Below are 13,961 nucleotides of genomic sequence, written 5' to 3' on the forward strand. Positions count from 1 at the left end.
CATGGGCTGCCCGCTTCCCGACAGCTGGCAGCGCTGGCTCGGCGACGAGTTCGAGGCGCCTTACATGCAGGCGCTTCGCGACTTCCTGGCCGCCGAGAAGGCCGCCCGCAAGGTCATCTACCCGCACTCCTCGGACTGGTTCCGCGCCTTCGAGCTGACCCCGCTGGATCGCGTCAAGGTGGTGATCCTCGGCCAGGATCCCTACCACGGCCCCGGCCAGGCGCACGGCCTGTGCTTCTCGGTGCGCCCCGGGGTGCGGATTCCGCCGTCGCTGGTCAACGTCTACAAGGAGCTGGCCGCCGATCTCGGCGTCACGCCGGTGGACCATGGGTTCCTGGAGCCCTGGGCGCGCCAGGGAGTGCTGCTGCTCAATACCTCGCTGACGGTGGAGCAGGGCAATGCCGGCTCGCATCGCGGCAAGGGCTGGGAGACCTTCACCGACCGGGCCATCGCCGCGGTCAGCGAGCATGCCGGTCCCACGGTCTTCCTGCTGTGGGGCAGCCATGCCCGCCAGAAGAAGGCGCTGGTGGACGGACGCCGGCACCTGGTGCTGGAGTCGCCGCACCCCTCGCCGCTGTCGGCTCATCGCGGCTTCTTCGGCAACCACCACTTCTCCCGGGCCAATGCCTTCCTCGCCGAGCACGGGCGCACCCCCGTCGACTGGCAGCTGCCGGCCACCCCGGCGTGAGTCGCGGTCGCCGCGTCCGGGCGCTTAACGTCGGCCCGCCTTGCGGGTAGAATGGCGCGCGATTTTGCGCCCGCCCCGTGTCCCGGTCGGCGGGCGGCGAGCCGCCGGCGTTTCCCCTAAGCTTGCCGACGAACCCCATGCCCCTGGAGAGGTCCGCCCCATGAGTGTCCACGCCATCCATCACCCCCTGGTCCAGCACAAGCTGGGTCTGATGCGCAAGGCCGGCATCAGCACCAAGAGTTTCCGTGAACTGGCCGGCGAGGTGGCCAAGCTGCTGACCTACGAGGCGACCCAGGACCTGGAGTTGGAGACCCAGGAGATTCCCGGCTGGAACGGCGAGCCGATCCCGGCCCAGCAGCTCAAGGGCAAGAAGGTCACCATCGTGCCCATCCTGCGGGCGGGGCTCGGCATGCTGGACGGCGTCACCGACCTGATCCCCAGCGCCCGGATCAGCGTGGTCGGCCTCTATCGGGACGAGGAGACCCTGGAGCCCGTGCCCTATTTCTCCAAGTTCGCCGGCGACCTGGACGAGCGCATGGCGCTGGTCATCGATCCCATGCTGGCCACCGGTGGCACCATGGTGGCGACCCTGGACATGCTGCGCGAGCGCGGCTGCCAGCACATGAAGGTGATCGTACTGGTGGCCTCTCCCGAGGGCATCAAGCGGGTCCAGGATGCCTATCCCGATATCGAGATCTACACCGCCGCGGTGGACGACCACCTCGACGAGCACGGCTACATCGTGCCCGGCCTGGGCGATGCCGGGGACAAGATCTTCGGCACCCGCTGAGCCTTTCCTTCCTGCGGCCGGTCATTCGCCGGCCGTGCTCCCTCCGGCGAGCCGCCCCTGGCTCGCCACTCTATCGGCCCGTAACGCCTTTTGTTCGGAAATGATCATTGTTGGACGCGGTGACGTCGCCCGAGTACTCGGCGAGCCGCGCCGACTCGCCTTTGACCAAAGTTTAACGGGTCGGTGAAAGCTCTATAAAACATACAGTTGCCCCGTCATTGCGCGGAGGAGGGGGCGGCGACGGCGGTTTTTTCGGTTATTTACATTTGTGGCGGTATTCGAATCTCGGCTAGGGTTCCCGCTAGGCCTTTCCGAATACCGCCAACAACAACAGCCGAGAACTGTATGTCCCTGATCCTCGAACACATCGATCGCGTGGTCGGCGCAGAGACGCATATCGATGACATCAGCCTCGAACTCAAGCCGGGGTCGTTCAATGTGCTGCTAGGGCGCACCCTGTCCGGAAAGACCTCGCTCATGCGCCTCATCGCGGGGCTGGATGTCCCGACCCGGGGCCGAGTGTTGATGGATGGTCAGGATGTGACGGGGCGGTCGGTACACAAGCGCAACGTCTCGATGGTCTACCAGCAGTTCATCAACTACCCCGGGTTGAGCGTCTACGACAATATCGCCTCACCACTCAGGTTGGCCAAGGTCGAACGCCGAGAGATCGATCGTCGCGTGCGAGAGATCGCCGAGATGCTACATATCGAGCCCTTCCTGGATCGCCTGCCCCTCGAGCTCTCGGGGGGGCAGCAGCAGCGCACCGCCATGGCCAGGGCGCTGGTCAAGGATGCCGATATCGTCCTCTTCGACGAGCCGCTGGTGAACCTCGACTACAAGCTTCGCGAGGAATTCCGCGAGGAGCTTCGTGCGGTCTTCGCCGAGCGCAACTGCATCGCCGTCTATGCGACCACCGAGCCCGCCGAGGCCCTGGCGCTGGGCGGTCATACGGCGGTCCTCCACGAGGGGCGGCTGCTCCAGTATGGTCGCACCGAGGACGTCTATCATCGTCCCCGAAACATCCTGACCGCCGAGATGTTCTCCGAGCCGCCGATCAATATCATCGACGGCATCATCTCCGGGTCCGAGGTCACCTTCGACAAGCGGTTGCACTTCCCGGTGAACGAGGACCTGCGTTCGCTGCCTCCCGGCGAATACAGCTTCGGCATCAGGGCCTCGCATATCTCGTTGACGCCCCGGGCCGAGGATGACATCGCCGTGAAGATGACCGTGGATCTGGCCGAGATCAGTGGTTCGGAAACCTTCCTGCATGTCCATAACGATCTCTTCCACCTGACGGTGCATCTCGAGGGCGTCCACGAGTTCCGGGTCGACGCGCCGGTCACCCTCTACTTCCCGACCCACAAGGTCTATGCCTTCGACCGGCATGGTGCCGTGGTGCATATCCCGACCCATCTGGGAGGCATCTGACATGGCCGAGATCACCCTGAAATCCCTGGCCCACACCTATCTCTCCGACCCCGAATCGCCCCAGGACTATGCCATTCGCGAGATGAACCACGTCTGGCAACAGGGAGGGGCCTATGCGCTGCTCGGCCCGTCGGGATGCGGCAAGTCGACGCTGCTCAATATCATCTCCGGACTGCTGGAGCCCTCCAGCGGCGACGTGCTCTTCGACGGCGAGCGGGTCAATGCCCTGCCTCCGGAGCAGCGCAACATCGCCCAGGTTTTCCAGTTCCCCGTCGTCTACGACACCATGACGGTCTATGACAATCTCGCCTTCCCGCTGCGCAACGTGAAGGCGCCGCAAGCCCGGGTGCACGAGCGGGTCATGGAAGTGGCCGATGTCCTGGAGCTGACCTCCCAGCTCAAGCGCAAGGCCAAGAACCTGACCGCCGACGAGAAGCAGAAGGTGTCCATGGGTCGCGGGCTGGTGCGGGACGACGTCTCGGCGATCCTGTTCGACGAGCCGCTCACCGTGATCGACCCGCAGCTGAAGTGGAAGCTGCGCCGCAAGCTGAAGGAGATCCACCAGCGTTTCGAGATCACCATGGTCTACGTGACCCATGACCAGCTCGAGGCTTCGACCTTCGCCGATAAGATCGCGGTGATGTACGAGGGCCAGGTGGTTCAGTTCGGTACCCCTCGGGAGCTGTTCGAGACGCCGAACCATACCTTCGTCGGCTACTTCATCGGCAGTCCCGGCATGAACTTCTTCGATGTCTCCTTGCACGACGGCCGCGTCATGGTCGATGACACCGAGTTGAGCGTGGGATCAGGCGTTCGGCGAGCCATCGAAGGCGCCCGCTCGAGCAACGTCAAGCTGGGCATTCGGCCCGAGTTCGTCGAGGTCCATGCGGCCCCGGTCGAGGCTGGCATGGAGGCCGTGGTCGAGCATGCCCAGGATCTGGGCACCTACTCGATCCTCTATCTGAGGCTCGGCGATACGCCCCTCAAGGCCCGCATCGAGGAGGACCAGGCCGTCCCCGTCGGCTGCGCCTACCTGCGTTTCCCCGACGAGCGCCTCGGCCTGTACGTCGACGAGTTCCGCGTGGAGATCGATCATGAATAAAGTCCAGAACAACCGTGCCTGGTGGCTGATCCTGCCCATGCTGCTGCTGGTGGCCTTCTCGGCCATCATTCCGCTGATGACCGTGGTCAACTACTCGGTCCAGGACGTCTTCGACGCCAATACCCGGTTCTTCACCGGCGCCGAGTGGTTCCAGCAGATGCTCAATGACCCCGAGTTGCATGCGGCGGTGCTGCGCCAGTTCGCCTTCTCGCTGACGGTGCTGGCCATCGAGGTGCCCTTGGGCATCGGCATCGCCCTGATCATGCCCAAGAAGGGCTGGCAGGCCTCGGCGGTGCTGATCCTGGTGACCATGCCGTTGCTGATCCCCTGGAACGTGGTGGGCAGCATCTGGCAGATCTTCACCCGTGGTGACATCGGCCTGATGGGGTGGAGCCTGCGCGAGCTGGGGTATGGCTACAACATCACGGCCAGCCCGGTGGATGCCTGGGTGACCATCATCCTGATGGATGTCTGGCACTGGACGCCGCTGATCGCGCTGCTTTGCTACAGCGGCCTGCGTTCCATTCCGGACGCCTACTATCAGGCCGCGCGGATCGACCGGGCATCCCGGTGGGCCGTGTTCCGCTACATCCAGCTGCCCAAGTTGACCAATGTGCTGGTGATCGGGGTGCTGTTGCGCTTCATGCACTCCTTCATGATCTATGCCGAACCCTTCGTGCTTACCGGTGGGGGCCCCGGCAGCTCGACCACCTTCCTCAGCCAGTCGCTGACCACCATGGCGATCGGCCAGCAGGATCTCGGGCCTTCGGCGGCGTTCTCCCTCATCTACTTCCTGATCATCCTGCTCGTCAGTTGGGTGTTCTATACCGCCATCATGAACATGCAGAAAGATAACAAGAAGGAAGGGGAAGCCTAAGATGACCGACTCGATTCCCTCTACCCCCGAGGCCGTACGCGAGAGCGCGGTGGCGGCCGACGCCCGTCGGCGGCGCCAGGCACGCCCGGCGAGTCGCCAGTGGCGCCGTCGCGGCCTGATGACGCTCTACATCGTCTTCGTGCTGCTGCCGATCTACTGGCTCCTCAACATGTCCTTCCAGTCCAATACCGAGATCCTCGGTGGGCTGACACTGTGGCCCGAGGCCTTCACCCTCGAGCACTATGCCAAGATCTTCACCGATTCGAACTGGTACATGGGGTACGTCAACTCCATCACCTACGTGCTGATGAACATGGCGATCACCATCGTGGTGGCCTTGCCGGCGGCCTACGCCTTCAGTCGCTACCGTTTCATCGGCGACAAGCACCTGTTCTTCTGGCTGTTGACCAATCTGATGGCCCCGCCGGCGGTCTTCCTGCTGCCGTACTTCCAGCTGTATTACACCGTCGGCCTCTTCGATACCCATATCGCCGTGGCCCTGGCGCACTGCCTGTTCAATATCCCGCTGGCGGTGTGGATCCTCGAGGGCTTCATGAGCGGGGTGCCGAAGGAGATCGACGAGACCGCCTTCATCGACGGCTATAGCTTCCCCAGGTTCTTCGTCAAGATCTTCATTCCCATGATCAGTTCGGGGATCGGCGTCACCCTGTTCTTCCTGTTCATGTTCTCCTGGGTCGAGCTGCTGCTGGCCAGCACCCTGACCGCCACCGATGCCCAGCCCATCGCCTCGGTCATGACCCAGACCAAGGGGGCCTCAGGCATCGACTGGGGGGCCCTGGCCGCCGCGGGTACGTTGACCATCCTGCCGGGCATCGTCGTCGTCTACTTCGTTCGCCACCACATCGCCAAGGGCTTCGCCCTGGGCCGGACCTGAGGAGGGCACGACATGGAATGGATGGTCTGGACCACCCCCACCGCGATCTTCTTCTCGGTCATCGCGGCCATGCTCGCCGGGATGACGGCCTGGGAATTCGCGTCGCCATCGATCGAGCGAAAGGGCTTCCTGCCGATCGCCACCACGCGAGGGGATCGCTTGTTCATCGGCCTGCTCTCCGCCGCCTACATCCACCTTGCGGTGGCAGGATTCACGCCGCTGAGTCTCTGGGTCGCCCTGGGCATTTCCATCCTGTGGATGCTCATCCTGATGCGCTGGGGCTGACAGGGGACGCATGGAAGCGAAGGTTCAAGGAAGAACGTTCACCAACAATGAGGTCAATATGAAAGCGACAAGAATGCGACTCTCTCTACTGGCTGCCGGCGTCATGCTGGCGAGTGGTTCCCTGCAGGCCGACAATCACGATGCCCGTGCCGTCGCCGAACGCCTGGTCGACGAGCATTTCCAGGAATCGACGCTGACCCGAGAAGAGCAGATCGAGGAACTATTGTGGTTCGCCGAGGCGGCCGAGCCCTTTCGCGGCATGGAGATCAACACCGTCGCCGAGGGCCTGACCACCCATGTCTACGAGCGCGACGTGCTCGCCAAGGCCTTCGGCGAGCTGACCGGCATCGACGTCACTCACAACATCATCGGTGAGGGTGATGTGGTGAACAACATGCAGACCCAGATGCAGTCGGGACGTAATATCTACGATGCCTACGTCAACGACTCCGATGCTATCGGCACCCATATCCGCTATGGCACCACCGTCAACCTCTCCCGCGCCATGCAGCAAGAGTGGGCGGACTATACGCTGCCGACCCTGGACCTGGACGACTTCATCGGGCTCCAATACGGCACCGGGCCTGATGGCAACCTTTACCAGCTCCCCGACCAGCAATTTGCCAACCTTTACTGGTTCCGCTACGACTGGTTCCAGCGCGAGGACCTGCAGGATCGGTTCCGCGAGATCTACGGCTATGAGCTGGGTGTGCCCACCAACTGGACCGCCTACGAGGACATCGCCGAGTTCTTCACCGAGCACGTCGGCGAGCTCGATGGCGCCGAGGTGTATGGCCACATGGATTACGGCCGTCGCGATCCGTCCCTGGGCTGGCGCTTCCATGACTCCTGGCTCTCCATGGCCGGCATGGGCAGTCCCGGGGTGCCGTTCGGCAACCCGGTCGACGACTGGGGCATCCGCGTCGACGAGCAGAGCCAGCCGGTGGGCGCCAGCGTGAGCCGGGGTGGGGCCACTAACTCGCCGGCCTCGGTGTTCGCCGTGACCAAGATGGTCGACTGGCTCGAGCGGTACGCGCCCCCCGAGGCCAGCGGCATGACCTTCGGCGAGGCGGGCCCGGTGCCGGCACAGGGCAATATCGCCCAGCAGATGTTCTGGTACACCGCCTTTACCGCCGACATGACCGACCCGGAGCTGCCGGTCACCGATGAGGATGGCAGGCCCAAGTGGCGCATGGCGCCGTCACCCACCGGGCCGTACTGGGAGGAGGGCATGAAGGTCGGCTATCAGGACGTGGGTTCCTGGACCTTCTTCGATTCCACCCCCGGGGATCGTCGTACCGCCGCCTGGCTGTTCGCCCAGTTCACGGTCTCCAAGGCCGTGTCGCTCGAGAAGCTGATGGCCGGGCTCACGCCGATCCGCAGGTCCGACATCTTCTCCGAGCAGATGACCGAGATGGCGCCCAGGCTCGGCGGCCTCGTGGAGTTCTACCGCAGCCCCAATGAGTCCCAGTGGACGCCGTCTTCCACCAACGTGCCCGACTATCCGCGCATGGCGCCGCTGTGGTGGCAGAACCTGGCCCCCGCCGTCAGCGGGGACATTTCACCCAAGGAGGCGCTCGACAACCTGGCGGGGGATCTGGACAGCATCATGGCCCGCCTGGCCCGGGCCAGGGTCTTCGAGGACTATGCGCCCGACCTCAACGAGGAAGAGGCTGCCGAGCACTGGCTCTCTCGGCCCGGCTCGCCCAAGGCCCGATTGGATGACGAGATGCCCCAGGGGCATACCGTGCCCTATGACGAGATGATGGAGGAGTGGATGGCCGCCGGCACGCGTGGATGACGGGCAGCCTGTCGGATGTGACCGACGGTTGCCTCCGACAGCTTCCTAGGTGGGCCCTCGGGCCTGCCGCCTCCGTCGCCGGGCGGCGGAGGGCAACTCCAGTGTGAACGGTTGCCTGAACGGAACCCTGAGCCCCGCTCGGCAGGCACCGAGCGGGGCCTGTTGTTTCTGCTTCCAGGAAGGGTGAGAGATGGAGCTACGACAGAACAATCTCCGCAAGCTGCCCGACCAGGCCTTCGATGTCCTGATCATCGGCGCCGGCATCAATGGGGCGGTCGCCGCGGCGGCGCTCGGCGGCAAGGGCGCAAGGGTCGCGCTGATCGACCGCGGTGACTTCGCCGGCAGCACCAGCATGCAGTCCTCCAACCTGGTATGGGGCGGCATCAAGTACATGGAGAGTGGCGACTTCGCCCTGGTGCGCAAGCTCTGCAAGAGTCGCAATCACCTGATCAAGAGCTATCCCTCCACGGTGCAGGAGATTCGCTTCCTGACCACCATCAACAAGGGCTTCCGGTATCATCCGCTCTACCCCTGGGCAGGGACCTGGCTCTACTGGCTGATGGGCGGTGGTGCCACCCGTCGGCCCCATTTCCTCCGCGCCGGCGACATCAAGGCCCGGGAGCCGATCATCGATATCGAGGAGGCGCAGGGCGGTTTCGAATACTCCGATGCCTATCTGCACGACAACGATGCCCGCTTCGTCTTCAATTTCGTACGCGGCGCCCTGGATTTCGGCGCCGTGGCCGCCAACTACGTCGAGTCCCTGGGATCCCGGCGAGAGGGCGAGCACTGGATCACCGAGGCGCAGGACCGCATCGACGGGAGCCGTTTCGAGATCCGTTCGAAGGTGCTGATCAACGCCACCGGCCCCTGGGTCGATCGGCACAACGAGCTCTCGGGCCAGCGTACCGAGCACCGGCATGTCTTCTCCAAGGGCATCCACCTGATCGTGCCGCGCCTGACCGACCAGCGTCGGGTCCTCGCCTTCTTCGCCGATGACGGACGGCTGTTCTTCGTCATCCCCATGGGGGCCCGCACCTGCATCGGTACCACCGATACCCGGGTCGAGTCGCCCGAAGTAGGCGTGACCGAGGATGACGTCCGTTTCGTCCTCGACAATATCAACACGCGCCTGGCGCTGGAGGCACCGCTGACCGAGTCCGATATCATCGCGACCCGTTGCGGCGTCAGGCCCCTGGCGGTGAAGCCCCGCAAGGGCGGCGAGCGGGACTTCCTCAACCTGTCCCGTAAGCACGCCATCGACATCGACATCGACATCGAGGCCTGTCACCTGAGCATCTTCGGCGGCAAGCTGACCGACTGCCTCAACGTCGGCGAGGAGGTGGTGGAGGCGGTGCGACGGCTCGGGGTCGCGTGTCCCTACCCGGACTTTCGCTGGTATGGCGAGCCCGATGCCTCGGTGCGCGACACCTTCATGCATCAGGCACGGCTGATGGAGCTGGACGCCATGACCGCCCCGCATGCCTCGGAGCCTCTGAGCACCCGGCTATGGCGGCGCTACGGCACCCAGGCCCTGGAGGTGCTCGAGGATATCCGCCAGGATCCGCGGCAGGGCGAGGTCCTGATCGAAGGCACCGAGTATCTGCGCGGAGAGCTCAAGCTGACACGGCGTCGCGAGATGGTGACCCGGCTCGAGGACTTCCTGCGGCGTCGATCCAAGATCTCGCTGGTGGTTCCCCAGGAGGCGATCCGTCGTTCCCCGGGGCTGCAGGAGGCCTGCGATATCCTCTTCGGCGATCAGGCCTTGGAGCGCATGGCGGAGTATTTCGCCAGCGACAGGCCTCGGCCCCGCGCCGGGGCGGAGGCGGCACCTCCAGGCGGCCAATCCACGCCGGGATAGCTGGCGGGGTCGGTGGTGATGAAGGGGGCCCCGGCCAGTCCGGGAGCCTCCCAAGCCGCGCCCAGGCTGGTAGAATGCCGCGCGACCCATCCGCCCTGCTGGTTTTCCTGGAGCCCCTCCTATGATCGACAACACGGCGGCCGCCCCTGCGTCGGCCGAATCCCCGCTGCGCACGCTGATCGTCGGCGCCCAGATGCTGTTCGTGGCCTTCGGCTCGCTGGTGCTGGTGCCGCTGCTGACCGGCCTCGATCCCAATGTGGCGCTGTTCACCGCCGGCATCGGCACCCTGATCTTCCACGGCGTGACCCGGGTGAGCGTGCCGGTCTTCCTGGCCTCGTCCTTCGCCTTCATCGCCCCCATCCAGGGCTCGGTGTCGAGCTTCGGCATTCCCGCGACCCTGGGCGGGTTGCTGGCCGCGGGCCTGGTCTACGTGCTGATCTCCCAGCTGGTGCGCCTCAAGGGCACCGCCTGGCTGCATTACCTGCTGCCGCCGGTGGTGGTGGGGCCGGTGATCATGGTCATCGGCCTGGCGCTGGCGCCGGTGGCGGTGGACATGGCCACCGGCGGCACCAGCGAGGCGATCGGCTATGGCCGGGCCATGCTGCTGTCCATGGCCAGCCTGCTGGTGACCCTGGTGCTGGCGGTGTTCGGGCGGGGCATGATCCGGCTGATCCCGATCCTCGGCGGCATCGCCACTGGCTACGCCCTGGCGGCGCTGATGGGCGTGGTCGACTACACGCCGATCCGCGAGGCGGCCTGGCTGGCGCTGCCGGAGTTCGTGGCTCCCAGCTTCCACTGGGCGGCGGTGCTGTTCATGATCCCGGTGGCCATCGCCCCCGCGGTGGAGCACATCGGCGACATGGTCGCCATCGGCTCGGTGACACGGCGCAACTACCTGGATAAGCCCGGCCTGCACCGCACCCTGCTCGGCGACGGCCTGGCCACCACCGCGGCCTCGCTGTTCGGCGGCCCGCCCAACACCACCTACTCCGAGGTCACCGGCGCGGTCACCCTGACCCGCGCCTTCAACCCCTGGGTGATGGTGATCACCGCGGTGATCGCCATCGCCCTGTCCTTCCTCGGCAAGCTCGGCGCGGTGCTGCAGACCATCCCGGGGCCGGTGATGGGCGGCATCATGACCCTGCTGTTCGGTTCCATCGCGGTGGTCGGCATGAACACCCTGGTGCGCGCCGGCAAGCCGCTGACCGCGCCGCGCAACCTGGTGGTGGTGTCGCTGATCCTGGTCTTCGGCATCGGCGGCATGCAGGTCGGCGGCGGCCAGTTCACCCTCCAGGGCGTGGGCCTGGCCGCGGTGGTCGGCATCGTGCTCAACGCCATCCTGCCCCGCGCCGACGAGGACTGAGCCGGCCCGGCCCGGCGGGCGCCGCCCCCGGGCCCTTTGGCAGGCGGCGCCGGGTCGGGCACAATCCCCGACCCGATCGCCGACGAGGATGCCATGCCTTCCCGCACTCCCTCCGCCGCGCCCCGCGGCGAACTGCTCGACGGCCCCATCGCCGCCACCCTGCTGCGCAAGAGCCTGCCCGTGGCAGGCGGCATGCTCGCCATGATGAGCTTCAACCTGGTCGACACCTGGTTCGTGTCCCGGCTGGGCACCGCGCCCCTGGCCGGGGTCGCCTTCACCTTCCCGGTGGTGTTCACCGTGATCAGCCTGGCCATCGGGCTCGGCATCGGCACCTCGGCGGTGGTGGCCCGGCGCCTGGGGCAGGGCGACCAGGAGGCGGTGCGCGAGCGCGCCACCGATGCCGGACTGCTGGCGGTCGGCGTCGGGCTGGTGGTCTCGCTGGTGGGCCTGGCCACGCTGGAGCCGCTGTTCGGCCTGCTGGGCGCCGATGCCACCCTGATGCCGCATATCCGCGACTACATGGGCGTCTGGTACCTGGGGGCGGCGGCGATGATCGTGCCGCGGGTGCTCAACAGCGTGCTGCGCGCCCACGGCAACACCCGCATCACGGGGCTGATGATGGCGATGGCCGCGCTGGTCAACGGGGTCCTGGATCCGCTGCTGATCTTCGGGCCGGGCCCGCTGCCGGCGCTCGGCGTCCAGGGGGCGGCGCTGGCCACCGTGATCAGCTGGGCCCTGATGACCTTGGGCCTGATCCGCTACCCCCGGCTGCGGCGGCTGTTCGTGTGGCATGACCTCGGGTGGCGGCGCCTGGCGCGCTCCTGGTCGGAACTCTCGCGGATCGCCGCGCCGGCCGCGCTGACCAGCGTCTTCACGCCCATCGCCATGGCCCTGGTGACCCGGGTGGTGGCGAGTCATGGGCATGCCGCGGTGGCCGGCTACGGGGTCGGCTCGCGCCTCGAGGCCATCTCGCAGATCGCCGTGCTGGCGCTGTCCATGACCCTGTCGCCGCTGGTCAGCCAGAACGCCGGCGCCGGCCAGCTGGCCCGCGTGCGCCGGGCGACCTTCGGGTGTTTCGGGTTCGTGCTGGCCTGGCAGCTGCTGGTCTGGGGCGTCCTGCAGGGCCTGGCCCCCTGGCTGGTGGCCAGCTATGCGGAAGATGCCGCGGTGGGGGAGGTGCTGCGGGCCTTCCTGTGGTGGGTGCCCCTGGGCCTCGGCGCCCAGGGCGTGGTGATCCTGAGCGTGTCCTCGCTGAATGCCCTGCATCGCCCGGCCCTGGCGATGCGCCTGTCGGTGGTGCGGCTGTTCGTGCTCACCGTGCCCCTGGCCTGGCTGGGGGGCGCCCTGGCCGGCCCGGCGGGGATCTTTGCCGGCCTGCTGGCGGCCAACCTGACGATGGCCGGCCTGGCCTGGTGGCAGTGGCGACTTGTCCTGGATCAGGCCGCGGGGCGGGAAACGGCGACGGAGGCTTGGCAGGAGGATGCTTAAGGTCTACATTCGACAAGAATGTCGAAAATAAAACGGAGCGTCCGCCATGAGCCAGATCACCCCCATGACCTGGGATGACCCCTTCCGCCTCGTCGACCAGCTCGACGAAGACGAGCGGATGGTCCTCCAGACCGCCCACGACTACTGCCAGGAGCAGCTGTTGCCCCGGGTGCTGGAGGCCAATCGCCACGAGCGTTTCGATCGCGAGATCATGAACGAGATGGGCGAGCTCGGGCTGCTGGGGGCGACCATCGACGGCTACGGCTGTGCCGGCATGAACTACGTCAGCTACGGCCTGATCGCCCGGGAGGTCGAGCGGGTCGACTCCGGTTATCGCAGCGCCATGAGCGTGCAGTCCAGCCTGGTGATGTACCCCATCCATGCCTTCGGCAGCGAGGCCCAGAAGGACAAGTACCTGCCCAGGCTGGCCAGCGGGGAATGGGTCGGCGCCTTCGGGCTCACCGAGCCCGATCACGGCTCGGACCCGGGCGGCATGTCGACTCGAGCCGTGCGTACCGAGAACGGCTGGCGCCTCAACGGCACCAAGACCTGGATCACCAACTCGCCGATCGCCGACGTCTTCGTGGTCTGGGCCAAGGACGACGAGGGCGTGATCCGCGGCTTCGTGCTGGAGAAGGGCATGGCCGGGCTCTCGGCGCCCAAGATCGAGGGCAAGTTCAGCCTGCGCGCATCAACCACCGGCCAGATCGCCCTGCAGGACGTGGAGGTCGGCGACGAGGCCCGCCTGCCCGGCGTCACCGGCCTCAAGGGTCCCTTCTCCTGCCTCAACCGGGCGCGCTACGGCATCGCCTGGGGCAGCATGGGCGCCGCCGAGGCCTGCTGGCACGCCGCCCGGGACTATACCCTGGAGCGCAAGCAGTTCGGCCGGCCGCTGGCCGCCAACCAGCTGATCCAGAAGAAGCTCGCCGACATGCAGACCGAGATCGCCCTGGGCCTGCAGGCCGCCCTGCGGGTCGGACGCATGATCGACGACGGCCAGCTGGTGCCCGAGACCATCTCGCTGATCAAGCGCAACAACTGCGGCAAGGCCCTGGACATCGCCCGAGTGGCGCGGGACATGCACGGCGGCAACGGCATCAGCGACGAGTACCACGTCATCCGCCACGTCATGAACCTCGAGGCGGTGAACACCTACGAGGGCACCCATGACGTGCATGCCCTGATCCTGGGGCGCGCCCAGACCGGCCTGCAGGCCTTCACCGGCTGAACGTCCAACGTCGTGTCTAATCGGGGGCGCCGGAGACAAGCCGACGCGCAGCTGCTGCGCCAGGGGGCAGGCGGATCATGAAGCACCTCCGCCGAACGGGGTGGCCCGGATGGCCAGCCCAGGCCCCGCAAGCGGCGCGGGAGGCGAGA

12 protein-coding genes are annotated in these 13,961 nt (G+C 66.3%); all 12 read left to right on the forward strand.

Annotated features, from left to right (window positions below):
- The first annotated feature begins 1 nt into the window (after position 1).
- Positions 2–688 (forward strand): uracil-DNA glycosylase, encoded by a 687-nt coding sequence (gene ung / locus QC818_RS02270; RefSeq protein ID WP_309651220.1) that lies wholly within the window; start codon positions 2–4, stop codon positions 686–688.
- Positions 689–848: 160 nt separating this feature from the next.
- On the forward strand, positions 849–1,478 hold the full coding sequence (gene upp / locus QC818_RS02275) for a uracil phosphoribosyltransferase (protein WP_309651221.1): 630 nt from the start codon (positions 849–851) through the stop codon (positions 1,476–1,478).
- Positions 1,479–1,823: 345 nt separating this feature from the next.
- Positions 1,824–2,912 carry an ABC transporter ATP-binding protein gene (locus tag QC818_RS02280; RefSeq protein ID WP_309651222.1) on the forward strand — a complete coding sequence of 363 codons (1,089 nt, stop codon included), beginning with the start codon at positions 1,824–1,826 and terminating at the stop codon, positions 2,910–2,912.
- 1 nt (position 2,913) lies between these two features.
- Positions 2,914–4,014, forward strand: a complete 1,101-nt coding sequence (locus QC818_RS02285; RefSeq protein WP_309651223.1) for an ABC transporter ATP-binding protein — start codon at positions 2,914–2,916, stop codon at positions 4,012–4,014.
- The gene (locus tag QC818_RS02290; protein ID WP_309651224.1) at positions 4,007–4,891 is read left to right on the forward strand and encodes a carbohydrate ABC transporter permease; all 885 of its coding nucleotides are present in this window, start codon (positions 4,007–4,009) and stop codon (positions 4,889–4,891) included. Before QC818_RS02285 ends, QC818_RS02290 begins: the two co-directional genes overlap by 8 nt.
- Position 4,892: 1 nt before the next feature.
- On the forward strand, positions 4,893–5,786 hold the full coding sequence (locus tag QC818_RS02295) for a carbohydrate ABC transporter permease (protein ID WP_374710046.1): 894 nt from the start codon (positions 4,893–4,895) through the stop codon (positions 5,784–5,786).
- A gap of 12 nt (positions 5,787–5,798) precedes the next feature.
- Positions 5,799–6,071, forward strand: a complete 273-nt coding sequence (locus QC818_RS02300) for a DUF2160 domain-containing protein (RefSeq protein WP_309651225.1) — start codon at positions 5,799–5,801, stop codon at positions 6,069–6,071.
- Positions 6,072–6,144: 73 nt separating this feature from the next.
- Entirely contained in the window at positions 6,145–7,872 is a 1,728-nt protein-coding gene (locus QC818_RS02305; protein WP_374710047.1) for an ABC transporter substrate-binding protein, read from the forward strand.
- Positions 7,873–8,062: 190 nt separating this feature from the next.
- Positions 8,063–9,733, forward strand: a complete 1,671-nt coding sequence (locus QC818_RS02310) for a glycerol-3-phosphate dehydrogenase/oxidase (RefSeq protein WP_309651227.1) — start codon at positions 8,063–8,065, stop codon at positions 9,731–9,733.
- Positions 9,734–9,854: 121 nt separating this feature from the next.
- Positions 9,855–11,096 (forward strand): uracil-xanthine permease family protein, encoded by a 1,242-nt coding sequence (locus QC818_RS02315; RefSeq protein ID WP_309651228.1) that lies wholly within the window; start codon positions 9,855–9,857, stop codon positions 11,094–11,096.
- A 93-nt stretch (positions 11,097–11,189) separates the two neighbouring features.
- A complete protein-coding gene (locus QC818_RS02320) occupies positions 11,190–12,584 on the forward strand; it encodes an MATE family efflux transporter (RefSeq protein WP_309651229.1) in 1,395 nt (464 codons plus the stop codon).
- A gap of 46 nt (positions 12,585–12,630) precedes the next feature.
- Positions 12,631–13,812, forward strand: coding sequence for an acyl-CoA dehydrogenase (locus tag QC818_RS02325; protein ID WP_309651230.1), 1,182 nt, complete (start codon positions 12,631–12,633; stop codon positions 13,810–13,812).
- The last annotated feature ends 149 nt before the right edge of the window (positions 13,813–13,961 follow it).

It is taken from the genome of Halomonas koreensis, assembly GCF_031451675.1.
Lineage (GTDB): Bacteria > Pseudomonadota > Gammaproteobacteria > Pseudomonadales > Halomonadaceae > Halomonas > Halomonas koreensis.